The organism is Halovenus aranensis (assembly GCF_900100385.1).
In the GTDB taxonomy this organism is placed as follows: domain Archaea; phylum Halobacteriota; class Halobacteria; order Halobacteriales; family Haloarculaceae; genus Halovenus; species Halovenus aranensis.
This window is the reverse complement of sequence record NZ_FNFC01000007.1, coordinates 77,644-104,322: the sequence shown is the minus strand read 5'-3', so window position 1 is coordinate 104,322 and position 26,679 is coordinate 77,644. Positions and strand designations below refer to the sequence as shown.

22 protein-coding genes and 2 pseudogenes are annotated in these 26,679 nt (G+C 63.1%); 14 read left to right on the top strand and 10 right to left on the bottom strand.

The features are described 5' to 3' along the window. The first annotated feature begins 53 nt into the window (after nt 1-53). From BLR34_RS08595 to BLR34_RS08580, 4 genes are read left to right on the top strand one after another with little or no spacing between them, the layout of a single operon-like run. A complete protein-coding gene (locus BLR34_RS08595; RefSeq protein ID WP_092702013.1) occupies nt 54-350 on the top strand; it encodes a DUF7521 family protein in 297 nt (98 codons plus the stop codon). Between the two features lie 53 nt (nt 351-403). After that, nucleotides 404-2,254, top strand: coding sequence for a UvrD-helicase domain-containing protein (locus BLR34_RS08590; RefSeq protein ID WP_092702011.1), 1,851 nt, complete (start codon nt 404-406; stop codon nt 2,252-2,254). Between the two features lie 40 nt (nt 2,255-2,294). Then, nucleotides 2,295-3,155 carry a serine/threonine-protein kinase Rio1 gene (gene rio1, locus BLR34_RS08585; protein ID WP_092702009.1) on the top strand — a complete coding sequence of 287 codons (861 nt, stop codon included), beginning with the start codon at nt 2,295-2,297 and terminating at the stop codon, nt 3,153-3,155. Next, nucleotides 3,152-4,072 carry an ROK family protein gene (locus BLR34_RS08580; RefSeq protein WP_092702007.1) on the top strand — a complete coding sequence of 307 codons (921 nt, stop codon included), beginning with the start codon at nt 3,152-3,154 and terminating at the stop codon, nt 4,070-4,072. Before rio1 ends, BLR34_RS08580 begins: the two co-directional genes overlap by 4 nt. A gap of 1 nt (nt 4,073) precedes the next feature. Here the strand turns inward: BLR34_RS08580 and BLR34_RS08575 are convergent, their stop codons facing one another. Further along, a complete protein-coding gene (locus BLR34_RS08575) occupies nt 4,074-5,402 on the bottom strand; it encodes a metallophosphoesterase (RefSeq protein WP_092702005.1) in 1,329 nt (442 codons plus the stop codon). Between the two features lie 114 nt (nt 5,403-5,516). Between BLR34_RS08575 and BLR34_RS08570 the strand changes: the two genes are divergently transcribed. Continuing rightward, a complete protein-coding gene (locus tag BLR34_RS08570; protein ID WP_092702003.1) occupies nt 5,517-6,704 on the top strand; it encodes a redox-regulated ATPase YchF in 1,188 nt (395 codons plus the stop codon). Nucleotides 6,705-6,709: 5 nt separating this feature from the next. On the opposite strand, the gene BLR34_RS08565 is transcribed toward BLR34_RS08570, so the two are convergent. The 8 genes and pseudogenes from BLR34_RS08565 to lipA all read right to left on the bottom strand — a co-directional run. Further along, nucleotides 6,710-7,132, bottom strand: coding sequence for a hypothetical protein (locus BLR34_RS08565; RefSeq protein ID WP_143414143.1), 423 nt, complete (start codon nt 7,130-7,132; stop codon nt 6,710-6,712). 119 nt (nt 7,133-7,251) lie between these two features. Continuing rightward, nucleotides 7,252-8,667: a dihydrolipoyl dehydrogenase gene (gene lpdA, locus BLR34_RS08560; RefSeq protein WP_092701999.1), complete on the bottom strand. Its 1,416-nt coding sequence runs from the start codon at nt 8,665-8,667 to the stop codon at nt 7,252-7,254. A gap of 2 nt (nt 8,668-8,669) precedes the next feature. After that, entirely contained in the window at nt 8,670-10,193 is a 1,524-nt protein-coding gene (locus BLR34_RS08555) for a 2-oxo acid dehydrogenase subunit E2 (protein ID WP_092701997.1), read from the bottom strand. Between the two features lie 2 nt (nt 10,194-10,195). Continuing rightward, nucleotides 10,196-11,206, bottom strand: a complete 1,011-nt coding sequence (locus BLR34_RS08550) for an alpha-ketoacid dehydrogenase subunit beta (RefSeq protein ID WP_092701995.1) — start codon at nt 11,204-11,206, stop codon at nt 10,196-10,198. Then, nucleotides 11,203-12,327 (bottom strand): pyruvate dehydrogenase (acetyl-transferring) E1 component subunit alpha, encoded by a 1,125-nt coding sequence (pdhA, locus tag BLR34_RS08545; protein ID WP_092702192.1) that lies wholly within the window; start codon nt 12,325-12,327, stop codon nt 11,203-11,205. Before pdhA ends, BLR34_RS08550 begins: the two co-directional genes overlap by 4 nt. Nucleotides 12,328-12,682: 355 nt before the next feature. Then, nucleotides 12,683-13,279: an LURP-one-related family protein gene (locus BLR34_RS08540; RefSeq protein WP_092701993.1), complete on the bottom strand. Its 597-nt coding sequence runs from the start codon at nt 13,277-13,279 to the stop codon at nt 12,683-12,685. A 66-nt stretch (nt 13,280-13,345) separates the two neighbouring features. Beyond that, nucleotides 13,346-14,719 (bottom strand): UDP-N-acetylglucosamine 2-epimerase, encoded by a 1,374-nt coding sequence (locus BLR34_RS08535; RefSeq protein WP_092701991.1) that lies wholly within the window; start codon nt 14,717-14,719, stop codon nt 13,346-13,348. A 42-nt stretch (nt 14,720-14,761) separates the two neighbouring features. After that, nucleotides 14,762-15,697 (bottom strand): annotated as a pseudogene (lipA, locus tag BLR34_RS08530) (lipoyl synthase); the annotation flags it as partial. A gap of 157 nt (nt 15,698-15,854) precedes the next feature. On the opposite strand from lipA, the gene BLR34_RS08525 reads away from it, so the two are divergent. The 3 genes and pseudogenes from BLR34_RS08525 to BLR34_RS17380 form a co-directional block, all read left to right on the top strand. After that, nucleotides 15,855-18,230: a DEAD/DEAH box helicase gene (locus BLR34_RS08525; RefSeq protein WP_092702190.1), complete on the top strand. Its 2,376-nt coding sequence runs from the start codon at nt 15,855-15,857 to the stop codon at nt 18,228-18,230. 244 nt (nt 18,231-18,474) lie between these two features. Beyond that, nucleotides 18,475-18,708, top strand: coding sequence for a DUF8028 family protein (locus tag BLR34_RS08520; protein WP_092701987.1), 234 nt, complete (start codon nt 18,475-18,477; stop codon nt 18,706-18,708). Between the two features lie 178 nt (nt 18,709-18,886). Then, nucleotides 18,887-19,084, top strand: a pseudogene (locus BLR34_RS17380) (DUF91 domain-containing protein); the annotation flags it as partial. A 154-nt stretch (nt 19,085-19,238) separates the two neighbouring features. Here BLR34_RS17380 and BLR34_RS08510 read toward each other — a convergent pair. Continuing rightward, nucleotides 19,239-19,766, bottom strand: a complete 528-nt coding sequence (locus BLR34_RS08510) for a hypothetical protein (RefSeq protein WP_092701983.1) — start codon at nt 19,764-19,766, stop codon at nt 19,239-19,241. Nucleotides 19,767-19,971: 205 nt separating this feature from the next. Here BLR34_RS08510 and BLR34_RS08505 point away from each other — a divergent pair, with 205 nt between their 5' ends. The 6 genes from BLR34_RS08505 to BLR34_RS08480 all read left to right on the top strand — a co-directional run bounded on the left by BLR34_RS08505 (nt 19,972) and on the right by BLR34_RS08480 (nt 26,679). After that, nucleotides 19,972-20,661, top strand: a complete 690-nt coding sequence (locus tag BLR34_RS08505) for a YqjF family protein (protein WP_245683198.1) — start codon at nt 19,972-19,974, stop codon at nt 20,659-20,661. 45 nt (nt 20,662-20,706) lie between these two features. After that, nucleotides 20,707-21,627, top strand: coding sequence for a cobalamin-binding protein (locus BLR34_RS08500; RefSeq protein WP_092701981.1), 921 nt, complete (start codon nt 20,707-20,709; stop codon nt 21,625-21,627). 48 nt (nt 21,628-21,675) lie between these two features. Beyond that, a complete protein-coding gene (gene htpX / locus BLR34_RS08495; RefSeq protein ID WP_092701979.1) occupies nt 21,676-22,542 on the top strand; it encodes a zinc metalloprotease HtpX in 867 nt (288 codons plus the stop codon). Nucleotides 22,543-22,630: 88 nt separating this feature from the next. Continuing rightward, on the top strand, nt 22,631-24,460 hold the full coding sequence (locus BLR34_RS08490) for a PAS domain S-box protein (protein WP_092701977.1): 1,830 nt from the start codon (nt 22,631-22,633) through the stop codon (nt 24,458-24,460). Nucleotides 24,461-24,512: 52 nt separating this feature from the next. After that, a complete protein-coding gene (locus BLR34_RS08485) occupies nt 24,513-26,132 on the top strand; it encodes a tryptophan--tRNA ligase (RefSeq protein ID WP_092701975.1) in 1,620 nt (539 codons plus the stop codon). 43 nt (nt 26,133-26,175) lie between these two features. Then, nucleotides 26,176-26,679, top strand: coding sequence for a GNAT family N-acetyltransferase (locus tag BLR34_RS08480; protein ID WP_092701973.1), 504 nt, complete (start codon nt 26,176-26,178; stop codon nt 26,677-26,679).

The following is a 26,679-nucleotide window of genomic DNA, read 5'->3' as shown; positions in this document are numbered from 1 at the left end:
GCCACCGAGAGCGGACACGTTTATTAAACCGGTTCGTGTATATTCGAGAGTCGATGGTGGATTTCGAGCTACTGGCGCGGGGGGTGTTGACGCTGTTGCGTGTGCTGGTCTTCGGACTGACTCTCGGCATCACACTCATCAGCTTTCAGGCATACCGACAACAGCAGACAGAGCGCCTCCAGTTTGCCTTTGTGGGGTTTGCATTCATCAGTATGGGTGTCGCAGTAAGTACCGTCATCACCCGGGTCGGCTCTGACGCCGAGGCACTGGTGTTGCTCTTTCTCGAAGGCGCGGAGACGGTCCCATTCATAGTCGGCTTCAGCATGCTGTATCTGTCGCTGTACCGGTGAGGAGTGCAGTTGTTTCGTTCTTTTTATGAGTCTCCGCACCCATTAGATGTGCAATGACCGACTCGACTCACGTGACACGTCTGTTCGGCGGCCCGGGAAGCGGGAAGACGACCGCACTTCTCGACCGGGTCGAAACTCTCCTCGAGTCCGAAAACGACGTCGAGATTCGCGACGTGCTAGTGGTTTCCTACACTCGTGCAGCCGCCGCGGAGATTCGCGAACGGCTCGCAGAGCGACTCGATACGACACCGCGGGCGCTCCGAAGAAACGTCTGTACGATGCACGCGAAAGCCTACGACCTGCTCAACCTCTCCAGCAACGATGTCGTGGGCGAATCGGACAAACAGGAGTTCTGTGAGGATTACGGCATCGAGTACGAAGACGAGTACGAGGGGTCACGCCGCCGGTCGGCCCGCTCGACGACGCTCGGGAACAAGGTCATCGCGACCAGCCAGTGGCTCCAGCGCACCGACCGCGACGTGGGCGACTGGTACGACGTTCCCTTCCAGTGGGACGACGAGAACGTCCGCCTCCCGCCGGATATCGACGACAACGCCCAGACCGGCAACAAGTACACGCCGACCTGGCCCAGCGACGACGACAGGCTGGACATTCCCGAGGCGATTCGAGCCTGGCGCTCCTGGAAGGGGAACAACGGCCTCGTGGGCTTTGCCGACATGCTGGAACGAGTCAGACAGCGCTCGCTGCTGCCCAGTGTCGACTATCTGGTTATCGACGAGTTTCAGGACATCACCACGCTCCAGTACGGCGTCTACGAGGAGTGGCGTCACCACATGGAACGGGTCCTGATTGCGGGCGACGACGACCAGGTCGTCTACGCCTGGCAGGGCGCAGACCCCGACCTCCTCCTCGACGAGGGGGTCGACGACGACGTTATCCTGCCAAACTCCTACCGGCTCCCCTCGCGGATTCTCCACGCCGTCAACCAGGAGGTCGACCACATCGAGAAACGCCAGGAGAAAGACCTCGAACCCCGCAAAGAGGGCGGCAACGTCGAGGCACTGCGCAACCGCTCGATGCTCGACCTCGCCCGCGAAGTCGTCCGCACCGTCGAGGAGACCGACGAGACGGTGATGGTCCTCTTCAGGGCTCGCTACCAGATGTTCCAGTTCATCGACGAGTTCATCGACGAGGGGATTCCGTTCCAGTGTCTGACCGACCAGCGGATGTGGACCGACCGGCTTGGCCAGTACGTCGAGGCCATCGAACGGCTCGCCGACGACGAGCCGATTAACTGTCTGCAGGCCCGGCGACTCGCGGACATGCTCGCCGACTCGGCGTTTGGCACCGGCGAGCGCGACGACCTCTTCGAGGTGCTCGACGAGCGCGAGGAAGAAGCCGACGTGGACGACCTCGTCGAACTCGATATCGAGCCAGACGTCATCCGGGACCACGCGCCGTTCGCGCCTGACCCGCCGGCTGCTGCCGACATGCTCCGGAAGGTGACCCAGTTCCAGGAACGCAGCGTCGACGCCTACTTCAACAGCACCTACGAGGGCACCGACCACGACCGCGTCCGGCTGGGCACGATTCACTCCGCGAAGGGTCGCGAGGCCGACCACGTCTTCGTCGGCACCGACCTCACCGAGAAGGTCGTCGAACAGATGGCCGCCACGGCCGAACAGGAGGAAAAGCCGATTCCCGGCGACGTCGAGTTTACCAAACACACCAGTCCCGTGCCGACGATGACGGACAACGAGCGGCGTGTCTTCTACGTCGGCATGTCCCGGGCCCGCGAGCGCCTCGTCTTGCTCGAAGGCCTCGTCGACGGTGCGCCGACGCTTCCCCTGGACGTACTTCTCTACGACGAGCCACGCGAGGAAATGACCCTCGAAGAGATACTCGAAGACGCGACCGAGCCAGAGACGCCGGTCGCCCAATAGAGCGCATACTTTTAGGGCTCGCACTGTTAGCCGGTTCCAGATGGACGAGGAGTTTAGCCTGCTCGACACCGAGGAGACAGCGTCACCGGGCGACGAGTGGGAAGAGATCGACTATTCTGACACCGAGGCCGACCGTATCGCCCGCAAGCGCGACCGGAAATTCAGCCAGTTTCGCGACCGCATCAAGGACGCAGACCAGTTCAAAGTCGAGGACTCTGTCTTCGACGAGGCAACCTACGGCGCCCTCTACAAACTGGTCCAGGACGGTCACATCGACGCTTTCGGCGGCCCAATCTCGACGGGCAAGGAGGCAAACGTCTACTCGGCGCTTGCCGACGACCGCGAGGTCGCAGTCAAAATCTACCGCATCAACGCCTCTGACTTCAGAGAGATGGGGGAGTATCTCGAAGGCGACCCGCGCTTCGAGCAGGTGGCAAACGACAAGAAGGCAATCGTCGTCGGGTGGGTCCGCAAAGAGTTTGCCAACCTCGACCGCGCGCTCGCAGCCGGCGTGCGCGTCCCCGAGCCCGTCGCCGTCGAGCGTAACGTCCTCGTGATGGAGTACCTCGGGACCGCCGAGGGACGGGCCAAGCGACTCTCTGAGGTCCACATCGAAAACCCCGAGACGGCATACGAGGTCGTCCGGGAGTACATGACCAGACTCTACGACGCAGGGATGGTCCACGGCGACCTCTCCGAGTACAACGTCGTCATCCAGGACTCAGAGCTGGTCGTCATCGACGTTGGCCAGGCGGTGACGATCCATCATCCCAACAGCGACGACTTCCTCGACCGCGACTGCGAGAACGTGGCGGCCTTTTTCGCCCGCCAGGGTGTCGAGGCCGACGGCGAGCAGTTGCGGGAGTACATCGAGACCCACGCCAGCCCGCGCTCGGAATGAGCTATCTCGGCCTCGATATCGGCGGCACGACACTCGGGGCAGCGGTCGCGACCGACGGCGTTGACCCGGTCGCAACCGCGACGGCACCGACGCCACAGACGGGCGTCACAAAGCGGCTCTGTGACCTCGTCGACCGGACCTGTGGGGCGGCCGGTCTCGCGCCGACCGACATCGCCGCGGCGTGTATCGGCTCGGTCGGCCCGCTCGACCAGAAACGGGGGGCGGTCGCCGGACCCGCGAACGTCGCAGACGAGACCATCGACCTCGTCGGGCCGCTGTGTGCCCTGCTCGAAACGGACGCCGTCGTCCTGTACAACGACGCGACCTGTGGGGCCATCGCCGAAGCCCACGCTGACCCGACGACGGAGAACCTTGTCTATCTCACCCTCTCGACAGGAGTCGGAGCCGGTATCGTTGTCGATGGGTCGCCGCTGCTCGGCGACAGTCACAACGCGGGCGAAGTCGGTCACCTGCCCGTCGACCCGGCCGGCGCGATGTCGTGTGGCTGTGGCGGTGAGGGCCACTGGGAAGCGTACTGTGGCGGCGCGAACCTACCGCGCTACGCCCGCCACCTCCACGAAGCCGAGGCAGTCGAGACGAGGTTGCACCTGACAGCTCCCGAGTTCACCGCGGCGGACATCTTTGCCGCCGCGGGCGACCCGCTGGCAGACCTCGTCGTCGAACGCGTCGGCTACTGGAACACCCTCGGCATTGCGACTCTGGTCCAGACCGTCGCGCCCGAGTGTGTCGCCGTCGGAGGCGCAATCGCACGGAACAACCCCGAGACGATACTGGAGCCGATTCGCGAGCGACTCCCCGAACAGACGTTTCTCGACGCGCCGGACCTCCGGCTCGCGACCTGCGAGGAGCCGGTACTCACCGGAGCGCTGGTCGCCGCACACGAACACAACGCGTAACTCAGTCGGCCGTGGGCGGGTCTGCCGCCTTCGAGGGTTCGAGAACCGCCCGGTCGGGGAGTGAGGGGTCGGGTTTTCGCCCGAGCGTGAGTAGCCGCTCCGTGAGCGTCAGCTCCTCGGGGCTGGGACTCGGTTTTTCGATTTCCTCGAACTCGACGGCCACGCCATCGGATTCGGCGGCGATGCGGACGGCAGCGAGCTGATAGGACGGGTAAAACACCGGCGGCAACACGCCGACGACGCCGTCACGGCGATGGAGCCGTTTCAGCCAGGTGCCGCTGTTGACCAGCAGGCCGCCCTCGATTTCCCGGAGCGTCGGGCGGTGGGTGTGGCCGTAACAGAAGATGTCCGTCCCAGGGTCGCTGTCGAATATCTCCCGGGCAGCGTCGACGTAAGGCAACTCGGCGTCGACAGTGAGCGCGGTCTCGAAGACGCCAAAGCGGTCGACTGTCTTGCGAACATCGCGACGGAGCAGATACAGCGGCACTGCGACGAGCAAGAGGAGCCCGGCGACGGCGACGTTCGCACCGAGGAACACCCAGGCCGCGGTCCCCGCGAGCCCGAACAGCTGGAAGACGGACTGGACCTGCTCGACTGGGGCCGACCAGATGCCCGCGATGTCGAGCCCGGCGAGGACCGCAAGCAAAGCGCTAATGTTGAACAACAGCAGGAACGGCAACAGCGAGTACCGCAACAGCGCGTTCATCTCCCGGTAGAAGTACTTCGAGATGAGCCAGACGGGCATCCGCTCGGTCGGCGTAACCGCCTGTACGTCTTTCAGCCAGTTGAATTTGCCGCGGTCCGAGAGCTGGCCGGCCCGGCTGATGACCTGTGTCGTGTAGTAGTAGCCAAGCGGGGTGACGTGGGCGTTGCCCCAGTCCTCGATGTGGTTGTTTGGGTCCCGCTGGTGGCCGTGTTCGAAGTGAATCGCGCGGTCACCGACCGGCCGTGAAATCGAGGGCTCCTGGACGAGGTCGACGTTGTAGGCCGCGAACCGTTCGACGAACTCGTCGTAGGCGGCCAGCTCGTAGTCGTGGTTGCCCGGCAGGAGGGTCACGTCGACGTTCTCACCGGTCGCCCGCAACTGCTCGAACAGGTCGGGGTAGGCCTCGACCAGCGCGTCGAACTTCTCGATGCCCTCAAGCGAGGTGAACTCCCAGAGCCCGAAGGCGTCACCGTTAATCACGAGTTCGGCGTCCTCGTCGGTCGTCTCCAGGCGCTTGAGAAAGCCGAGTAGCTCCTCGCGGAACGGAATCTCCTCTAACTGCTCGTCACCCCCGATGTGAAGATCGCTGATGACGTAGTAGACGCGGTCGTCCGAATCGTCCATCGGGCCGAACATCGACGGCCAGCGATATAACAGTACAGCCTTGCCGACCGCACACACACCACAGAGACGAGTCGTGAAGAAACCCGTTTAGGCACCGGCCGACTCACTCCGACAATGAGCTATCGCATCGGTCTGGTCGGCAAGCCGTCGGTCGGCAAGTCGACGCTGTTCAACGCTGCGACGATGAACGACGTGCCCGAAGGCGCGTTCCCGTTTACCACAATCGACCCGAGTATCGGCGAAGCCTACGTCCGGACGGAGTGTGCCGCCCCGGAGTTCGACAACACCTGTGAACCCTCGGTCGGTGACTGCAAGGACGGGAGCCGGTTCGTCCCAATCAAGCTGGTCGATATCGCCGGACTCGTCCCCGGGGCACACGAGGGTAGAGGGCTCGGCAACCAGTTTCTCACCGACCTGAACGAGACGGACGCCCTGATTCACGTCGTCGACTTCTCAGGGACGACTGACAGCGAAGGCGAAACCACGGAGGGCCACGACCCTCGCGAAGACATCGACTTCCTCGAAGACGAACTCGACGCGTGGTATCTCGACATCCTCGAAAAGGGCATCGAGCGCTACGAGAGCAAACAGCTCTCGGACCCCGACCCGGAGGATATTCTCGCCGAACAGCTCTCGGCCTTTGGCATCTCGGCGGCCGAAATCAAGCAGGTCATCCTCACGGAAGGGTACGAGGTGACGCCCACGGCGTGGGAGACAGACGCCAGGGAGACGCTTGCCCGTGCAATCCGCAAGCGGACGAAGCCGATGGTCATCGCGGCGAACAAGATGGACACCCCCGAGGCACAGGCCAACTGGGAGGAGATTACGACCGACCCCGACTACGAGCATCTCGACTTCGTTCCGGTCTCGGCCCACGCCGAGAAAGCGCTCAAAAACGCGAACGAACAGGGCGCAATCGAGTACGTGCCGGGAGAAGACGGCTTCGAGATTACGGCGGAGCTACCCGACGAGAAAGCGGCCGGCCTCGAACAGATTCGGACGTTCGTCGAGGAGTTCGGCGGTGCCGGCGTCCAGCGTGCGCTCGAAACCGCCGTCTTCGACGTGCTCGGGCTGAAGGCCGTCTTCCCCGGCTCGGCCTCGGGCAACTGGTCGGAGGGACCGTTCCGTGACTGTTTCCTGCTTCCCGAGGACGCGACCGCCGAGGAGTTCGCCTACCACCTCCATTCGGATATCGGCGACGGCTTCCTGCACGCCATCGACTGCCGCACGGACCGGCAGGTCGGGGCCGATACCGTCCTCGACCACCGCGATGTCGTCGAGGTCGTCTCGACGAACCAGTGACGGCGTCACTCTTCTGTGAGCGTTTCGAGAAGGTCCAATAGCGGCTGTTTGGCTTCGGTCGGGACGCCCTCGAACACCGAGAACTCTGCGAGCGCTACCGCGACGAACTGGGGTAACACCAGCGCCAGAACGGCCAGGAACGCAACTGTGAACAGTATTTTTGCGATAATAGACGGGAGATACCGGAGCACGAGAAGCGCGAGTCCTCCGAGGACGATAGCAACCAACGCTGTCCCGAGGCTCAATCCGACCAGCGACGCGGTCTCAGCGGTGGTGAGGTCGTTAGTCCCCGCCACCAGCAACACCGTGAGACTCCCGGCAAACAACCCCCAGAATCCCAGACCGACGGCCTGAAGCCGCCGCTTTCGGGTTCGTGTGCGGCTATCTGCCGGAATCTCATCCGGGTCGATATTCCATGGCCCCGTCATAGTGTAACACATTTGTTCCTATTGACATTATTCATCGAGAATAAGATACAATTGCCGGTAAATGCAAGTGACAGGGCCGTACAGAAGACCGCACCTATGGAAAGAAGCCGCCGGAAACGTTAGTAGTGGATGCTCTCGCCTTTCGCGCCCTTGACGGCCTCGTGGACGGCCTCGGAGAGGGTGGGGTGGACGTGGATGGTCTGTGCCACGTCTTCCAGAGTCGCGCCCATCTCGATGGCGAGCGTGAGTTCGGCGACGAGTTCGGAGGCCTCGGGACCGACAATCTGTGCCCCGAGGATGAAGCCGCTCTCCCCGTCGGCGACGACGCGGACGAACCCTTCTTTCTCGTTGAGCGAGAGCGCCCGGCCGGAGGCGCGGAGCGGCATCTGTCCCGTAATCGGGTCGAAGCCGGCCTCCTCGGCCTCGGCTTCGGTCATGCCGACGGTGCCGATTTCGGGGTCGGTGAACACCGCCGCCGGGACCGCCTGGTGATCGAGTGCCGATGGCTCGCCGGCGACGACCTCGGCGGCGACCTCGCCCTCTTTGAACGCCTTGTGAGCGAGCATCGGCTCGCCGGCCACGTCGCCGACCGCGAAGATGGTCTCCTCGGTCGTCCGGGTCTGGCCGTCCGTGACGATGCAGCCGTTGTCGTCGGTTTCCACGTCGACAGCATCGAGATTCAGCGTGTCCGTCACGGGCTCGCGGCCGACCGCGACCAGACACTTCTCGGCGTCGAAGGCCGTGAGGTTGCCGTCCTCGTCCTCGGTGCGGACGACGAGACCGTCGCCGTCTTCCTCCCACTCGGAGGCGCGCTGGCCGAAGTGGAAGTCGATACCCAACTCCTCGGCGCGCTCGTGGACGACATCGGTGATGTCGCTCCCGTACTGGGGGAGCGGGCTGTCGAGCATCTCGACGATGGTCACGTCACAGCCGAGCTTCTGATACACCGTCGCCAGCTCCATCCCGATATAGCCGCCGCCGACGACGACCATGCTCTCGGGGACCGAGTCGAGCGAGAGGGCGTGCTCCGAGGCGAGGATCCGCTCGCCGTCGAACTCGAAGCCGGGCACCTCGATGGGGCGGCTTCCCGTCGCGATGATGGCGTTGTCGAACTCGATCGACTCCGAACCCTGCCCTTCGCCGGAGGCGACGATGCGCGCCCTGCCGGGCGAGGCGAACTCGGCGCGTCCCTCGATGAGATGTGCGCCGGCGCGCTCGCTCAGTGACTCGACGCCTTTGGTCAGGCGGGTCACCAGTTGGTCTTTCCAGTCGACCATCCCCTGGAGGTCGACTGCGGGGTCGGCGTAGATACCCATCTCTTCGGCCTGCGTGGCGTCGTGGGCGATGTCACTCGCCGAAATCATCGCCTTCGAGGGGATACACCCGCGGTTGAGGCAGGTCCCGCCGTAGGCGTCCATCTCGACGAGCGTCACGTCGAGGTCGAGCTGTCCGGCCCTGATGGCGGCCACGTAGCCGCCGGGACCGCCGCCGATTACCAGTACGTCCGTCGATGAGGTGATATCTCCAACTACCATGATTACTCGAGTAACAGCAACGTCGGGTTCTCTAGGTACTCCATGACCGTGTTACAGAACTGTGCAGCCTCGGCACCGTCGATGACCCGGTGGTCGATGGTCAGCGACAGCGGCAGCGTGTGTTTGGCGACCACCTCGCCGTCCTCGACGACCGGGCGCTGTTTGATTTCCCCGAGGCCGAGGATGGCGGTCTCGGGATAGTTGATGATGGGGGTCGCGTACTCGCCGCCGAAGGCCCCGAAGTTCGTAATCGAGAAGGTACTCCCCTGGAGTTCGTCGGGGCTGACCTCCCGGTTTCGCGCCTTCGAGGCGAGTTCGTTCACCTCCGAGGAGAGCTGGAGCATGCCCTTGTCGTCTGCGTCTTTGACGACGGGCACCATCAGTCCCGCGTCGGTGGCGACCGCGATGCCGATGTTGTAGTAGTGTTTGTACTGTATCTCTTCGGCCTCCTCGTCGAGCTCGGAGTTGAGCATCGGGTACTCCTTGAGCGCAGCGACGATTGCCTTGATGACGAAAGGCATGTACGTCATGGTGATGCCCTCCGCCTCGGCCCGAGCCTTGAGCTCGTCTCGGGTCTCGACGAGTTCGGAGACATCCGCTGTGTCGTGGTGCGTGACGTGGGGTGCGGTGTACTTCGACTCCTCCATCTGCTGGCCGATAGTCCGACGAACGCCCCGGTACGGTTCGGTCGTGACCTCCTGGGGCGTCGGCGTCGCCGTCTCGACACCGGCGCTGGTGGTGGCCGTGTCAGCGCCCGCACTCGTCTCTGCGCTCGCCTCCTCAGCTTCGAGGAAGGCACGAATATCTTCCTCCTCGACGAACGCCTTGCCGTCGCGGGTCTTGTCGGTCGGCACCGTGTCGAGATCGATACCCTCCTCCTCGGCGATTTTCCGGGTGGCCGGCGTCGCGAGCGTCTGGTCGCGGTCTGCCGTCTCGACAGTCGTCTGTGTCGTCGCAGTTGTCGTCTCGCTGGTCGACTGCGTGGCCGTGTCGCCGTCGTCTCGCGGTGTTACTGCCGAGGTCGTCGTCTGTTCTTCGCCGTTTGCGGCGGCGCGAACGTCTGACTCGGTAATTCGGCCGCTTGGACCAGTTCCCTCGACGGTCGTGATGTCGACGCCCTCCTCGCGGGCGAGGCGCCGGACGTTCGGCGGTGCGAACACGCGACCATCGCCGGTCGATGCCTCGAGTGCGTCCTGGTCTGGCTCGCTGTCGGCGGCCGTCTCAGTCGCCGCAACCTCCTCGGTCGCAGTGTCCTCGGACGGCGTCTCCTCTGTGACCTCACCGTCGCCGTCGACGTCGATGGTGGCGACAACATCGCCGACAGGTACCATCTCGCCTTCCTCGGCGTGGAGGTCGAGCAGCGTTCCGGTGACCGGTGCAGGGAGGTCGACGACCGCCTTGTCTGTCTCGACGTCTGCCATCACCTGGTCCTCTTCGACCGTGTCGCCCGGGCTGACGTGCCAGGCGACGATTTCTCCTTCCGCGATACCTTCGCCAACGTCTGGTAACTCGAATTCGAATGCCATGGTTAGAACTCGACAGTCTCGCGAATACCGTCCTTGATGCGTGCCGGCTCCGGCAGGTAGTACTCTTCGAGCGCGTACAGCGGGAACGGCACGTCGAAGCCGGTGACGCGGTTAATCGGTGCTTCCTGATACAACAGGATGTCCTCCTGGATGGTCGCGGTAACCTCGCTCGCGACCCCGCCGCTTTTCGGAGCCTCCTGGACGACAACCCCGCGACCTGTCTTTTTGAACGACTCTTTGATTGTCTCCTCGTCGAGGGGTGACAGCGAGCGGAGGTCGACGACTTCGGCGTCGATGCCCTCCTCCTCGGCGAGTTCCTCGGCGGCGTCCATCGTCGCGGGCGTCATCGCGCCCCAGGTGAACACCGACACGTCCGACCCTTCTCGGCGGACCTTCGCCTCGCCGAGGGGAACCGTGTAGTCGGTCTCGGGCACGTCGTCGCGGAAGGCCCGGTAGATGAGCTTCGGTTCGAGGAAGATGACCGGGTCGGGGTCCCGGATGGCCTGGATGAGCATCCCCTTCGTGTCGTAGGGCGTCGAGGGGATTGCGACCTTGAGGCCGGGCTGGTGGACGAAGAAGGCCTCGCTCGACTCCGAGTGGTGTTCGGGGGCGTGGATACCGCCGCCGTAGGGGGCCCGGAACACCGCCGAGCAGCTGAATCGGCCGTTGCTTCGAGTTCGCAGGCGAGCCGCGTGACTCACAATCTGGTCGTAGGCCGGGTAGATGAACCCGAGGAACTGGAACTCGGCGACGGGGCGCATCCCGTAGGCAGCCATGCCGACGGCGGTGCCCGCGATGCCGGCCTCCGAGAGCGGCGTGTCGATGACGCGGTCGTCGCCGAACTCGTCGACGAGGTCCTGGGTCGCACGGAAGACCCCGCCGTTTTCTCCGACATCTTCGCCCATGACGACGACGCTGTCGTCGTTACCCATCTCGGTGTACAGCCCGTCACGGACGGCCTGGACGAGCGTCAGACTCTGCGTGCTCTCCGTATCGCTCAGTTCCTGGCTCATTCGAGTAGCACCTCGTCACCGTGGCGGTCGCGAAGCGCTTCGAGGTAGTCGAGCTGTTCTTGCAGGCGCTGTGGCATGTCTGCGTAGACGTCGTTGAACATCTCCGCGGGGTCGGGGCGGTCGAACTCCTCGGCGCGGTCGATGGCGTCGGCGACCTCCTGTTTGATGTCTGCCTCCATCTCCTCGATGGCCGCGTCGTCGACCAGTCCGCGGTCGCGCAGGAACGTCTCCATGCGCGGGATAGGGTCTTTCTGTTTCCAGCGCTCGACTTCGTCTTCGTCGCGGTAGACACTCGGGTCGTCGGCGGTGGTGTGTGCGCCAAAGCGGTACTGGACCGCCTCGATGAGCGTCGGCTGTGTCGCCCGGCCGACGTCCTCGTCAGCGCCGTCTCCCGTCTTTGCCTTCTCGACTGCCTCCTTGGTGACCTGATAGACCGCAAGCGGGTCCATCCCGTCGACCTGAACGCCCGTGAAGCCGTAGCTGTGAGCTTTCTGAGCGATTGTCTTGCTCGCGGTCTGTTTCTCTCGGGGAACCGAAATCGCCCACTGGTTGTTGTTACAGAAAAAGACGGTGGGCGTGTCGTAGACGCCGGCGAAGTTCAGGCCCTCGTGGAAGTCTCCCTCGCTCGTCGCGCCGTCACCGAAATAACAGAGGAACGCGCGGTCTTCGTTCTGGAGTTTCGAGGCCCACGCGGCTCCCGTCGCGTGGGGAATCTGTGTCGCAATCGGCACCGCGGGCGTGAACATGTTCACGTCGTCCGGGGCGACTTTCCCTTCGGTGTGGCCCATCCACAGCAGCAAGACCTGATACAGGTCCCAGCCCAACACGTAGCCAACACCGTGTTCCCGATAGCTCGGGAACACCCAGTCGTCGTCGGCAATCGCGTGGACGCTGCCAATCTGTGCGGCCTCTTGGCCCGCCAGCGGCGGGTACGTCCCCATTCGTCCCTGTCGCTGGAGGCTGACCGCTCGCTCGTCGAAGTGCCGGGCCACCTTCAGCTGGCGGAACATCTCGACGAGCGTCTCGTCGTCGATATCCGGCACGTCCGCACCGTCGAGTACCTTACCCTCGTCGTCGAGTACCTGTACCATGTCGTCTGGCTCGCGCTGTAACACGCTCATGAGAAAGACCACCTCTCTGGGTGCATACCTGCAATTTTCTATTGCCGATGATTTATTATTTTCGTGATAGAACGTTCCAGCTTCCAAACATATGAGGCAGTCTCCCATCGGTATCACCGACAGACAGTGGAGAAACGGTCACCAAAAACAGTAAATGAGAGAAATAACTGGACATACGTGTATCGAACCAGCAGCAATAAACATTTTACTCCAGACGAAAGAACACGGAGAAACTCGGCTGACAAGCGGTGGGCAGCAACAGAGACGCCAGTCGGGTAGGACCTTTCTGTGCTCGCCCGCGTCACCATCGGTGTCGCTGTCGGTGCAAGCGGGACCGTCCTCGAAGGGTAGTCTCCTAATTTGCCTGAATCCCGTCGATAACGGCGACCCCGACCACGACAGGTACCTGCGGAACCGAACTGGTGTCGGCAATCGTAACCTCGTACTCGTCGAGGATTCCGAACCCGCTCTCGATGGTGCCGGCGGCCTCGCCGTCTCGGTCTGCAATCGTGTACTCGTGGCCGAGCCACCTGCCGAAAGGAAGGAGCGTTCGGGCGACGGTGGCGACACCGCCACGCGAGGTGAGTTCGGCGAGCACGGAGCCGTCGTCGGCGTCGCGAATCCGCCAGGTGTCCCGAAGCAACGAGAAGTCGTTTTCCAGGACGACGAGGTCCTGTCCGGTTTGTGTATCAGTGAGCGTGTAGTCGCCGGCCATATCCAGCGCGCTGGTCGCGGTCACGGTGACGATTTCCTCACCGTCACCGTCGAAGAAGGCAAACGAATCCTTCGTCTGGTACATCTCGTAGGTAGCGCTGAAGACGGTCTCACCGGCCGCGTCCGTGGCCTCGTACTCGGGGCGCATGTTCTCGTCTGTTCCGGTCTGTTCGACAGTGTACTGGCTGCCGCTGAGGGCGAGTGTCTCGGGCTGGTACTGCCGCGTCGTGGCTCCCATCTATGCGCGTACACAGCCACTGACACAGCATAAACAGTCGACCAGAGTTACAGACCCTGCAACAGCTTACAGATACTCGAACTCGGTGCCAGCGGAGTCGAAGCCAGCCCGTCTAGAGGCCCACTCGAACACCGCGTCGTCGCGCCGGTCGTCAAGGAACTCCACGATTTGTCGACCGACGTTCTCGCCGTAGAGAGCCTCGTTGTCGCCGAGGCGGTCGCGGACGCGCTCTGTCTCGTAGACGTACTCGATTGTGTCGCGGACGGCCGTAGCCGACGTCGGCGGGACGAGCAGGTTCGACTCGGCGTCCATGACAGTCTCCGGACGGTCGGTATTGAACCGGGCGGTGAGACACAGCGCCTCGTCGATGACGTTGAGTTCCTCCTGCATGCTTCCGGAGTCGGTGTACTCGGCAAAACACTGCCCGGAGGTGAGGAACTCGTAGACGTGGGCGTGTTTCTTCCAGAGGCCGGTAAACAGGAAGTTCTCGCGGTCGGCATCGAGTTCGAGCAGGCGCTCGCGGTAGCCGTAGTTCTCCAGGGCCTTTTTGGTCGCAGTGAGCTCGACGAAGTTGACGTTGTAGCCGTCTTCGACGAGTCCGATGATACCCTCGACGATGCTCGAAAACCGCTCTGGAAGCAGGTTCGCGCGGCGGTGGATGTCGACGCGAATCCAGTCGTCGCGCGCTTCGAGAACGGGATAGATGTCGAAAATCGACTCCGTCAGGTCGTGGTCGCGTTTCATCGCGATTGCGTCCACGATAGAGTTGCCGACGACGGGGATACGTTCGACGCCGTTTGATTCGGCGGGATACCCCTCCTCGAGGAGGTGCTGGCGGTTGCGTTCGACCGGCGCGAAGTGATATATCGAGGCCGCACTCCCGACGAAGGTGTCGTACTGCTCGGGGAACGGCTCGGCGCGGTTGAGCGTCCACTCGCCCTCGAACTGGTCGGCGACGAAGGCGGCAGGCTCGTCGGCGTTGTCGAAATCGGGCATCATCCCGCGGAGGCCCGCCTCGTTGTGAGCGACGAACTGGTTGGTCGCGAAGGCCCACGCCTGGGGAAAGATGCCCGCGGCGTGGGTGTCGCCGTGGACGATGGGAAGCACAGTCGTCTCGGGAAACTGCTCGTCCAGATGGTCGGCAAACGTCTTCGTGCGGGTCATCAGAGCTGCCGTCTTCTCAGAGAGGCCGCCTCGAACCCCCATATCGACCGCGATGTGCGATTCGAGGTCGTACTCCGAGAGCCCGTGGCCGAGTACGTCGTCGTAGTGTTGGCCGGTGTGGATGATGAAACACGGGAGACCGTACTCGTTGGCCGCAGCGACGACCGGCGCCTGCTTGTAGAAATCCGGCTTGGTCGCCGTGACGACCGCAATCGCGAACTCCTCGCCGTCCAGAGCCTGTCGGAGACGCTCGGAGTGAATGTCGAGTTGCGTCACTGACCGGTCGTACTTCTGGCCGCTAACTAAAGACTTCGAAGCTCAGGCGTCGGTGCGCGCCTGCTTGCGCGCCTCGGAGATGTCACCGTCGCCTTTGAGTACGTTCTCGACAAACAGCTCGCCGGCACGGTACGACGAGCGGACCATCGGGCCGCTGGCGCAGTAGCCAAAGCCCAGCTCCTCCTCGGCGACCCGTTCCCAGGTGTCGAACACGTCGGGGTGGACGAACTCGCTGACCTCCAAGTGCGAGCGCGAGGGCTGGAGGTACTGACCGAGCGTGACAACGTCGACGCCCGCCGACCGCAGGTCCCGCAGCGTCTGGTAGACCTCGTGGTGGTACTCGCCGACGCCGAGCATGATAGAGGTCTTGGCGAAGGCGTCGGACTCGTCGGCGACCTGTTCGAGCACCGCGAGTGACTGCTCGTAGCCCGCCCGGCGGTCCCGAACCGGCCACTGGAGGCGCTCGACGGTCTCGATGTTGTGGGCGATAACGTCGGGTTCGGCGTCGATAATCTTCCCGACCAGCTCCGCGTCCCCCTGGAAGTCAGGAATCAGCACCTCGACGAGAATATCCGAGTCCCGTTTTTTGATCTCTCGAATCGTCTCCGCGAAATGTCCCGCCCCCTGGTCGGGTAGGTCGTCGCGGTCGACGGAGGTCAACACGACGTAATCGAGACCGATTTCGGCGACGGCGCTGGCGACGTTTGCGGGTTCGTCCTCGTCCAGCGGGTCCATCCCGCCGGTTTTCACGTCACAGAAGTTACAGCCACGCGAACACCGGTCGCCCATGAGCATGAACGTCGCCGTTCCGGGGCCGTCCCGGCCGCTCCAGCACTCGCCCATGTTCGGACACGAGGCTTCCTCACAGACCGTATGCAGGTCGTGGTCGCGCAGGGTCTGTTTGATTTCGGTGAAGCGCTCGCCCGACGGCGGCCGCATCTTCAGCCACTCGGGCTTTCGAGCCTTACTCATTGTCTTGGTCTTGGCGCGTGATGACTAAAAACTGCGGCTCTCGGCATCGTTTCGGGAGAGCCACGAGACTGTGCGATTTGGGAGCCAGCGAGTCGACAGAAACGCCTATGTGCGCGGACCCCTCTCTCCCCATGTGACACGGAGCGCCGACACCAGGACGGAAATCGCCGTCGAGGAGGTACTGCCCGGCTTCGCGGACGCGTTTCCGTTCGAGCGCTTCAACGCCATGCAGTCGGCGGTGCTCCCGGCGCTGCTCGACACCGAGGAGAACGTCGTCGTCAGTGCCCCCACCGCGAGCGGCAAGACCGCAATCGCCGAGGTGGCCATCTGTCGCACGCTCGACGCCGGCGGGACGGCGCTCTTTCTCGCCCCGCTGCGGGCGCTCACCGACGAGAAAGAACGCGAGTGGCAGCGTTTCGAGGAGCTGGGATACTCGGTCTATGTCGTCACCGGCGAGCGCGACCTGAACCCCCGGAAGGCACAGCGGGCCGACGTGCTGGTGATGACACCCGAGAAAGCGGATTCCGCGACGCGAAAACACGACTCGCGGCGCTACTCCTTCGTAACTGACGTGGATTGTTGCATCATCGACGAGGTACACCTGCTCGATTCCGACGAGCGGGGCAGTGTTCTCGAAGTGACTATCTCGCGGCTGCGCCGGCTCTGTGACCCGCGGGTGGTGGCGCTGTCGGCGACGATGCCAAATGTCGACGATGTGGCGACATGGCTTGACGCGCCCGACGAGACGAGTTTCTCCTTCGACGACGAGTACCGGCCGGTGCCACTGGACGCGCGGGTGGCGACCTACAGCCACGGCGAGAACGCCTTCGCCGACAAGTACCGTCGCCTCTACCGGGCGCTCGACCTCGCCGAAGACCACATCCGCGAGGAGGGGCAGGCGCTCGTCTTCGTCTCCTCGCGTCAGGACACCGTCCAGGCTGCCGAGAAGGCCCGTGACGAACTCGCCTCCCGAGACATTCCGGTCGAGGCACGCGGGGATTACGACTTTCACACCGCGGCCGAGGAACTCGACGACAACACGCTCCGCAAGTCCGTACTCGACGGCGTCGGCTTCCATCACGCTGGGCTCTCGCGAAGCGACCGGAACCGTATCGAGGAGTGGTTCCGCGAGGGCAAAATCAAGCTCCTCTTCTCGACTTCGACGCTCGCCTGGGGCGTGAATCTGCCAGCCCGGTGTGTCGTCATCCGGGACACCCGGTATCACGACCCACTGGAGGGCGAAGTCGAGATGAGCCCGCTCGATATCCTCCAGATGCTCGGCCGAGCCGGACGGCCCGGCTACGACGACAGGGGGTACGCCTGGGTCGTCTGTGACGGCTCGACGTCCGACCGGTACCGGAAGCTGCTCGACGACGGGAAGACAATCGACTCACAGCTCGCCGACGCCGACGAACAGGGCAGCGAGGGGCCGCCGGCGGCGGATCTGGCGGTCCATCTCACGGCCGAAATCGCGCTCGGCACCGTCAGGGACATCGACGACGCGATGGACTGGCTCGAAACCACGTTCTACTACGCCCGCGCCCAGCGAGCCGACGCCTACGTCACCGGCTCTGACCTGCGCGAGCGCGTCAGCGAGACGCTCTCCTGGCTGGTCGACCGCGGCTTCGTCGAGATGGACGGGCTGTCTGTCGAGCCGACCCCACTGGCCCGGCTCGCCTCCGAGTTCTATCTCCATCTCGGAACCGCCAGAGCGTTCGCCGATCTCGCCGAGTCGACAGAGCTGACGACGACAGACGTACTCGTCGCGGTGGCGACGGCGACCGAATTCGACAGCGTCAGCGCCCGCTCCGACGAGGAAGACGCCATCGACGCCGTGCTCGGAAAGACGGGCGAGAGTCTCACGCCGGGGGCGCGAAAAGTACTCGCCATCCTGCGGGCGGGCATGAACGGCACGACGCCTACGGAACTCCGGAGCGACGCCTGGATTATTCGTCAGAACGCGCTCCGTCTGCTTGCGGCACTGCGCGCAATCGTCGACCGACTCGGCGACGGTCACGCCGCAAACCTCGTTCGACGCATCGAGGCACGCGTCGAGACCGGCATCAGCGAAGACGCGGTCGGGCTGACCGCGATAGACGGCGTCGGGTCGAGCCGGGCCGCGTCGCTGGCCGCCGCGGGATATACCAGTCCGACAGAGATAGCCGCGGCGAGCCCGACCGAACTCGCGGCCGCCGGGCTGACCGACGGCGTCGCCGAACGCGTCCACGAGAGCGCAACCGAGCTGCCGGCACTCGACATCGACTGGGGGTCGTTCCCGGACCGTATCGAGCGAGGTAAGCGCGACATGCGCGAGGTGACCGTCGAGACGACACGGGGAAACGCGCGCGCAGCGCTGGTCGTGACCGTCAACGGCAAAGAAATGACGAGCAAGGCGGCCTATCTCGGGGAGACGAGCCTCCCTGTCGGTGTCTTCGGCGGGACGGCCGACGACCTCACCTTCGCTGTGCGTGTCTCGTTCCCGGACCTGCCGCTTACTCCCGTTGTCGAGACGCGCGAGGTTCGCGTCGTCGACTCCTGAGCACGACGGCGGACGATGTCTCCGTCTGACGACCGTTCGAGATGAGATAACGGGTTTTCGGGTTTAGCAGTTTTCGCATTGTTGTAAACAATCTAAACAAATTTGAGGAGGTATTGAAACGTTCGCGTGAAAGAATAAATAGAGGCATACTCGGACGGAGACAGACAAAACGGGGCGAAATTGCGCTAGCGTTCAGCCCCTTATATGCTGGATACCATTGTATGTACAGTTGAGGAGTCCCACTATGTCAAACGCGTCCCCAACCAAGTCACAGTCACGCCACAGAGTCGAGACGACGTCACGGCGAGTTCTCGGATTGCCAGTAAAGTTCATCGGGTTCTGGACGGCGGTGTTCGTCCCGTTCGTCCTGCTGGCGCTCATCGCCAGCGGCGCGGTGTTGCAGGCCCCACAGCTGTTCGCCGCGCTGCTGGGCGCTAACCTCGTCGGCCTCGTCGTCGGCCGGGACTACAAGCAATAACTGGACTCCTCACCAGTAAGCCCTCCTCCACCCGAATCCGCCACTCCTACTGCGAAACCTGCTCCCGAGGTTTATATCCGATAACGTCACCGCCAGCCGTATGGCCGAGCCAATTCAGGGTATCGCGGGGCGATGTACGACTGTCTTCGAAGAGTCACAGCACGAAGAGTTCAACGGCGTGTGGAACTGTCCGAACTGCGACGGTTCGTTACGGGTGTTGCGCCGCGGCGGTCTCCTGCTTGGGTGTGAGAACTACCCTGCCTGTGAGACAGGATTCTCGCTGCCAGCCGGACGATAGGTTGCTACCTGTGACTGCGGGTTGCCGGTGTTCGACACCGAATCCGGACGGCGGTGTCTCGACCGAGAGTGTAAATAGGTTGTCAAGTGGTGACAGCGCGACGGCAACGTGAGGGTTGTCTCATAGTGATTATTGCGGTAATTTTCGTGACCACGTGACAGGAATCGTCGTGTCACATCCTGTGAACTTCGTCTGCTGTTATCACGGCGGTAACGACTCGCAAGAATCACTATCAGGCCTGAAAGAGATACGCGAAAACTTCGTCGTGACGCGGGGTTGTCGATTCGACGCCAGATGCTGCGTACCCGTTCGTCACCGCGGCGAACTCCTTCATGATGCCCTCCGTGAATCCCTCGGGATACCGCCAGCCACCGTAGTATGCGACGCGGTCGGTCCCGTCGTCTTGTTGTTCGTGTCGGAGTTGTCCGGCGTCTTCGGCCGAGAAATTTTTGTATGCATCTCGCTGTGCCTGTTTTCCAACGTCGATTGTCTCTTCGAGTGACGACATTGCTGACAGCTCCTCGATGACCGTAATCATCTCTCGGCCTGCCTCCATCGTCGTCATTGTTCCGACATCGTCTTCGACCTGGTGCATCGTCTTCGAGAACTTGTCGAGACTGTAAAATGCAGCCGGCTCGACCGATTCGATTCCGTTTTTCTCCAGATATTCTCGCACCTTCCGCTCGAAGACAGGCGAGACTTCACCGGCACTGGCAATAAACGCGCTTACGAACTGTCCGCTGATTTCTTGATTCGACATCGAATAGAGGCATGACCTGACATACTGTAGTACTGTTGCAGGGATAGTAATGCCCTACATTTATATATCAGAAATCTCGCTGCTGCAGTTCGTCTACCAGGACAGGTGTGGCCCGGCGTAGAGATGATTTTCGGCCAGGACGCCGTTCGTCACACCGACAACCGTAGCCACAATCCCTGTCTGTCTCGACAACTAACTCCCGTCAATGCCTGCATTCGAGATGGGGTGGCGAGACACCTTCTTCGCCAGTTGGGCCGTCGACCCCGCGTTGGTCGCACCGCACGTCCCCGAACGCCTCGCTGTCGACACCTTCGACGGCGACGCCTACCTCTCGGTGGTTCCCTTCGCCATCGAGGACATCAGACCCGCGGGACTGCCGGCCGCCGTGGGCCTCTCGACGCCCGAGTTGAACCTCCGGACCTACGTCACCTGCGACGGCGCGCCGGGCATCTACTTTTTCAACCTCGATGCCGACGACATCCTCGGGGTCATCGGAGCACGGCTGTTCAACCGTCTCCCCTACTACGTGGCAGACATCACCTACGACGCCGACCCACCGGTCACGTTCCAGAGCCGACGCACCACGCCGGGAGCGCGGGCCGCACAGTTCGACGCAGAGTACGGCCCTGCCGAAGGGAGCGCGCGGTTCGAGCCCGAGCCTGGCACACGAGAACACTTCCTCACCGAGCGGTACCGCTATTTCACTGAGGTGAGCGACGGGAGTATCCGGTATGCCGATATCGACCACGAGACCTGGACGCTCCGACAGGGGTCGTGGGACCGTCGGGACAACGGGCTGTTTCAGGCCAACGGATTCGACCATCCGGCAGGCGAGCCGTCGTTGCTGTACGGCGACTACGTCGACGTACACGCCTCCAGCAGCCAGCAGTGGTAGCCGGTCTGAACGAGCCCTTAAGAGGATACGGCCCAATAACACGGTATGCGCGTCGTCTCACTGCTCCCGTCGGCGACGGAGATGCTGTATGCCCTCGGCGTCGAGCCAGTCGGTGTCTCACACGAGTGCGACTACCCACCCGAGGCGGCCGAGTTGCCGTCAGTCATCGAGACCCATATCGACGCCAGCGCGTCGAGTGCCGATATCAACGAACAGGTTCTCGAAGCGACCGACAACGGTGGCGTCTACGAAATCGACCGCGAGTTACTGGCCGAGCTCGACCCGGATATCGTCGTCTCTCAGGGCATCTGTGACGTCTGTGCCGTCGACGACTCACGGATTCGCCAGGCGGTCTCGGAGCTCGGTCTCGACGCCGAGGTGGTGACGAGTGACCCGCACAGTCTGTCCGACCTGCTGACCGATATGGAACGACTCGGCGAGGTCTGTGGGCGACAGAAGCGGGCGGCAGAACTGGTCGACCGCTTCGAGGAACGCATCGAGCGCGTCGAGCAGGCGACACCGGACTCGGGACCACGAGTCGGGATGCTCGACTGGCTCGAACCGCCGATGGTCGCCGGCCACTGGGTGCCGGGGATGGTCGAGCGCTGTGGCGCGGAGTACGGCCTCGCAGACACCAGAACGCCCTCGCGGCCCCGCGAGTGGGAAGAGATTGTGGCCTACGACCCCGAGGTGTTGCTGTTTGCCCCCTGTGGATTCGGCATCGACCAGACGCGGGCGAATCTCGACGACGTAACCGACCGCGACGGATACGACGAACTGACCGCCGTCCAGCAGGGCGAGGTGTACGCGATAGACGGCAATCACTACGTGAACCGGCCAGGGCCGCGACTGGTCGAGACGATGGAGCTGCTGGGGTCGGTGCTGTACCCCGAGCGCGTCGACGCTCCGGACACCGAAGAGACTGCGGTGACGCGTCTCCAGCCGGCGACCCCCGTCGACACGTAGCGACCCGAGGCGTGAGGCTTTATGCCGCAGTACCCGTAGAAGTGGGTGATGAAACTGCAAGCAGATTGGGGGCTGCGAGGACGGATGGTCCTCGTCAGCCTGTTGCTTCTGGTGGCGTATCTGGCGCTTGCGGTCGTCCTCGTCGAGGTGCTTGGCGGTGGGTTGCTGTTTACCGTCATGATACTCGGAGGGCTTTCGTTCGCCCAGTACTACTACAGCGGCGCGCTCGCGCTGCGGAGCATGGGCGCACGAGAGGTCTCGGCCGAGGAGTATCCAGAGCTCCACCGAATGGTCACACAGCTCGCACAGCAGACCGACACTCCACAGCCGACAGTCGCCGTCGCCGAGACGGATGTCCCGAACGCGTTCGCCGCGGGTCGGTCGCCCAGTGCGGCGACAATCTGTGTGACGACGGGGCTGCTCTCGACGCTCGACCAAGACGAACTCGAAGGCGTCCTCGCACACGAACTTGCTCACATCAAGAACCGCGACGTTGCCGTGATGACAATCGCCTCGTTTTTCGCCTCGATTGCGTTTCTCGTGGTGCGGTGGGGCTGGCTGCTCGGCGGCGGCCGTGACCGCAACGCTGCACCCATCTGGGTCGCTATCCTCGTCTCGCTCGTGGTCTGGGTTGTCAGTTTTTTCCTCATCCGGGCGCTCTCACGGTATCGCGAGTACGCGGCCGACCGCGGGGCCGCACAGATGACCGGTGAACCCGCCGCACTCGCCTCGGCGCTGCAATCAATCTCCGAGGATATGGAGCGCGTCCCACAGGACGACCTCCGCGAACAGGCCGAGATGAACGCGTTTTTCATCCTGCCGATTCGCTCGGGCTTCATCGGCCGGCTCGCGCGGACCCATCCCTCCACCGAGCGCCGAATCGACCAGCTCCTCGAACTCCAAGGCGAGCTGTAGGTAGCAGCCGCGAGGGAAAATTATTGTTCTCGGAGCGCCTACGGCTACAACAGAGCGCGGTGGGGGTCTCTCGCGCAAGGGGTAACAAATGATTCAGGAGCCAACACAGGGGACGATTCTCTATGTGGGAAGTGATGACAACAGCCAGCGGGTGACAAAGCGACTCGCCGAGGGCGGCCTTGCCGTCGAGACGGTTCGCCGACCGGAACAGGCCCTAACGCAGGTCGAAGAGAGCGCGGTCGACTGTCTCGTCAGCGAGTACGACCTCCCGACCCGAGACGGAGTGGCGCTGTTAGCGGACGTACGCGACCAGTTCGGCGGGCTCCCGTTTGTCCTGTTCACCGACAGCGGGAGCGAAGCCGTCGCGAGCGATGCGATTGCGAACGACGTCACCGCATACATCCGGAAAGACGCCGCCGAAAATCCATACGTTCGGCTGCGAGGACGGATACAGGAGGTACTCGAAGGCCACCCGCGAGTCGCGTGGACCGAACACAGTATCTCTCAGTTCTGGGGTGCCGTTATCGAGAGCGCGAACGTCTGGATAACAGTCCTCGACCGCGACGGAGCAGTGACTGCCTGGAACCGGGCGGCGGCCGAAATAAGCGGGTACCCGGCAGCAGAGGTCGTCGGCGGCGACGATATCTGGCGGCGGCTGTACCCCGACGAAGAGTACAGAGCCGAGATACGCGAACAGAACAGTTTGATTATCGACGGTGAGCCTGTTGAGGAGTTCGAGACGACAATCCAGACCCGTGAGGGGGCCGAACGGATTATGTCCTGGTATGCACATCCGATAACGGACAGGGACGGCACCCTCGCTGGCTCAGTGGCGGTCGGGCGAGATGTCACAGACAGAAAGCAGATGAAACAGCGGTTCCAGACGCTTATCGGCAACCTCCCTGGCGTGGTGTACCGCTGTCGGAACGAGCCAGGCTGGCCGATGGAGTTCGTGGGCGGCGACTGTGAGTCGCTGACCGGCTACACGGCCGAGCAACTCGAATCGGGCGACATACAGTGGGAGGAGAGTCTCACCCATCCCGACGACAAAGAGACGGTGCGGGCCGAGGTAGCGCAGGCGCTCGAAGCCGACGAACCGTTCGAGGTGAGATACCGCATCCAGACCGCCGACGGCGACCAGCGCTGGATGTGGGAGCGAGGGCGCAAGGTCCCCGCGCCGGCCGACTCCGAGTCGGAGTTGCTCGAAGGCTTTGTCACCGAAATCACCGAGCGCAAGCAGTACGAGCGCCGACTCGAAGAACAGCGAAACAATCTGAAACTTCTCAACAAGGTCCTCCGACACGACATCCGGAACGACCTGCAGGTGGTGACGTTGTACGCAGAGTTACTCGAATCCGAAATTGACGATGAGCAGCAAGAATACATTACTCGACTTATCACGAACGCAGAACACGCGACCAATCTGACGGAAACCGCGCGGGTCATGGCTGATGTAATGCTCGAACGCGAGCGGGACAGGGAAGATATAGACCTCAAGCGCGTTCTCGAAAGCGAACTGGAGGAGGCACGTCTCCGTAGTGACGATGCCGCCGTCGCTGTCGAGGGCTCGCTGCCATCGGTCACAGTCAGGGCCGACGAGATGCTCCACTCGGTGTTTGCGAATCTCCTGAAAAACGCCATTCAACACAACGACAAGGAGAGACCCGAGGTGACGGTGTCGCTGACCGAATACAGCGACAGTGCCGTCGTTGAGGTGGCAGACAACGGCCCGGGTATCACGGCCGAACGGAAGACTGCAATCTTTGGAGAAGGTGAGAAAGGACTGGACAGCGAGGGAACCGGAATCGGGCTGTACCTCGTTCGGACCCTCGTCGAAGATTACGGCGGCACAATCCGTGTCGAAGACAACGCTCCGACGGGCGCTGTCTTCGTCGTCGAGTTGCCAAGAGCCGACTGAGGACGGGAAGCGAACGCTTTTTGCGCGTGTCGGTGCGAGATACCGGTATTCGATGACACACGATTCGTTCGCGGGCGATTCCGCCGGGGCGGAGTCGCCACACGGGACAGACGAGACGCGGGACGTGGCGACCGACGGCGGGGCCGACGCCGCCGGGGCCGACTCGGTCACGCTTGACCCGTGGGGGTCCTCGACGGTGTCGGATTACCGCAAGCTGTTCGACCAGTTCGGCATCGAAACCTTCGACGAGGTGCTCGAAGAGGTACCCACGCCGCATTACCTGATGCGCCGAGGCGTCATCTTCGGCCACCGAGAGTACCGCGCCGTCGCTCGGGCGATGCGCGACGACGACCCGTTCGCGGTGCTGTCGGGGTTCATGCCGACGGGCGACCCGCATATCGGGCACAAACTCGTCTTCGACGAAATCATCTGGCACCAACGACAGGGTGGTGACGCCTACGGCCTCATCGCCGACCTCGAAGCCCACAGCGCTCGGGGGCTCTCCTGGGAAGAAATCGACGAGCACGCCCGGAACTACATCCTCTCGTTGCTCGCGCTCGGCTTCGACCCCGAGGAAGGCGACCTCTATCGGCAGTCGACAAACCGTGAAGTCCAGGACCTGGCCTTCGAGCTGGGTATCGAGGCGAACTTCTCAGAGCTGGGCGCAATCTACGACTTCGACGGCGAAACCGACGTTTCGCACATGCAGTCGGTCATCACGCAGATGGCAGACATTCTCTACCCCCAACTGGAGGAGCCAAAGCCGACGGTCATCCCCGTCGGCCCAGACCAGGACCCACACGTCCGGCTGGCCCGGGACCTCGCCGCGCGGGTCCAGTACTTCGGCGTCACGGAAGCCTACGCGAGCTTCGAAACCGGCCCGAAAGAGGGGGCGCTGGTCGCCGAGGCCTACGAGGTGCTGTGTGAGCGCCATCCCGACGAGACGATTCGGTGTGTCGACGCCGCGAACTACCTCGAAGGCGAGCGCGAGGAGGGCGCGACCGACGAGACGGCGACGACACTCGACAGCACCATCACGATGCTTCGTGAGGCTGGCAAGGAACCCCTTCGGCCGCGCGTGCGCATCGTCGACCGCAACGCCACCGAAGACGCCTTCGAAGCGCTCATCGAGGCAGTCGACGGCGAGAAGCGCGTCTACGACGAACACATCGACACGTTCGAGCTTGCACGCGAGGAGGCCGAAGACCTCGCCCGCGAGGTCGAGGTGGCGCACGGCGGCTACGGCTTCTGTGCACCCTCGTCTATCTATCACCGTTTTATGACCGGACTCACCGGCGGGAAGATGTCCTCGTCGGTCCCGGCCTCACACATCAGCCTGCTCGACGACCCCGAGGACGGCTACGACAAGGTGAAAGCGGCGACGACGGGCGGCCGCGAGACCGCGGAAAAACAGCGCGAACTCGGCGGGAAAGCAGACGAGTGTCCGGTCTATGAACTGTACGCCTACCTGCTCGCAGACGCCGACGACGACTTCGCGACCGAGGTCTACGAGGAGTGTGTCGGCGGCGAACGCCTCTGTGGCGGCTGTAAGGAACAGGCAGCCGAGTTGATGGAAGAGTTCCTCGAAGACCACCAGGAGAAACGCGAGGAGTGGGCCGAGAAGCTGGACGACCTCGACATCGAGTTCGACTCGCCGCGAGCCCAAACGTAACGTCGTCGGAAAGGTTTACCCGCGTTTTTGCCAACGGTGTACTATGAGCGTCGAGATACGGGAGGCGACACCGGCGGATGCATCTGAAATCGCGGCCGTCGCCGAGGAAGCGTGGCACGAGGTACACGCGCCGATAATCGGCAAACAGCGCACCGAAGCGTTTCTCACGAGATACTACGACACCGAGTCACTGCGTGAGGTCATCGACAGCGACGGGTGGAGTGCCCACGTCGCAGATGCGGGCGACGAACTCGCCGGTTTCGTCTCCGGCGGCCCCGACGACGAACGGCCCGACCTGTTCTATCTGAACCGGATATACCTCCGCCGGGCGTACTGGGGAAACGGTATCGGGAGCCGCCTGCTGGGAGCGTTCGAGCGCGATGTCGCCACACGTGGCTACGGGGAGATGAGCCTGCGCGTCATGGTCGAGAACGACCGCGCAGTGCAGTTCTACAAGAGAAACGGGTTCGAGCGCCACGAGAAGCTGTACGACGAGGAGGTCGGCACAGACTCATACGTCTACGTCAAGGAACTCGACGGCGCGTAA

Excerpts from the sequence above, each read along its gene's own strand:
- BLR34_RS08480 (WP_092701973.1), top strand. The coding sequence starts at position 26,176 with ATGAGCGTCGAGATACGGGAGGCGACACCGGCGGATGCATCTGAAATC.
- htpX (WP_092701979.1), top strand. The coding sequence starts at position 21,676 with ATGAAACTGCAAGCAGATTGGGGGCTGCGAGGACGGATGGTCCTCGTC.
- BLR34_RS08590 (WP_092702011.1), top strand. The coding sequence starts at position 404 with ATGACCGACTCGACTCACGTGACACGTCTGTTCGGCGGCCCGGGAAGC.
- lpdA (WP_092701999.1), bottom strand. The coding sequence starts at position 8,667 with ATGGTAGTTGGAGATATCACCTCATCGACGGACGTACTGGTAATCGGC.
- BLR34_RS08555 (WP_092701997.1), bottom strand. The coding sequence starts at position 10,193 with ATGGCATTCGAATTCGAGTTACCAGACGTTGGCGAAGGTATCGCGGAA.
- BLR34_RS08505 (WP_245683198.1), top strand. The coding sequence starts at position 19,972 with ATGCCTGCATTCGAGATGGGGTGGCGAGACACCTTCTTCGCCAGTTGG.
- BLR34_RS08520 (WP_092701987.1), top strand. The coding sequence starts at position 18,475 with ATGTCAAACGCGTCCCCAACCAAGTCACAGTCACGCCACAGAGTCGAG.
- BLR34_RS08510 (WP_092701983.1), bottom strand. The coding sequence starts at position 19,766 with ATGTCGAATCAAGAAATCAGCGGACAGTTCGTAAGCGCGTTTATTGCC.
- BLR34_RS08490 (WP_092701977.1), top strand. The coding sequence starts at position 22,631 with ATGATTCAGGAGCCAACACAGGGGACGATTCTCTATGTGGGAAGTGAT.
- BLR34_RS08575 (WP_092702005.1), bottom strand. The coding sequence starts at position 5,402 with ATGGACGATTCGGACGACCGCGTCTACTACGTCATCAGCGATCTTCAC.
- BLR34_RS08565 (WP_143414143.1), bottom strand. The coding sequence starts at position 7,132 with ATGACGGGGCCATGGAATATCGACCCGGATGAGATTCCGGCAGATAGC.
- BLR34_RS08485 (WP_092701975.1), top strand. The coding sequence starts at position 24,513 with ATGACACACGATTCGTTCGCGGGCGATTCCGCCGGGGCGGAGTCGCCA.
- pdhA (WP_092702192.1), bottom strand. The coding sequence starts at position 12,327 with ATGAGCGTGTTACAGCGCGAGCCAGACGACATGGTACAGGTACTCGAC.
- BLR34_RS08540 (WP_092701993.1), bottom strand. The coding sequence starts at position 13,279 with ATGGGAGCCACGACGCGGCAGTACCAGCCCGAGACACTCGCCCTCAGC.
- BLR34_RS08595 (WP_092702013.1), top strand. The coding sequence starts at position 54 with ATGGTGGATTTCGAGCTACTGGCGCGGGGGGTGTTGACGCTGTTGCGT.
- rio1 (WP_092702009.1), top strand. The coding sequence starts at position 2,295 with ATGGACGAGGAGTTTAGCCTGCTCGACACCGAGGAGACAGCGTCACCG.
- BLR34_RS08580 (WP_092702007.1), top strand. The coding sequence starts at position 3,152 with ATGAGCTATCTCGGCCTCGATATCGGCGGCACGACACTCGGGGCAGCG.
- BLR34_RS08500 (WP_092701981.1), top strand. The coding sequence starts at position 20,707 with ATGCGCGTCGTCTCACTGCTCCCGTCGGCGACGGAGATGCTGTATGCC.
- BLR34_RS08570 (WP_092702003.1), top strand. The coding sequence starts at position 5,517 with ATGAGCTATCGCATCGGTCTGGTCGGCAAGCCGTCGGTCGGCAAGTCG.
- BLR34_RS08550 (WP_092701995.1), bottom strand. The coding sequence starts at position 11,206 with ATGAGCCAGGAACTGAGCGATACGGAGAGCACGCAGAGTCTGACGCTC.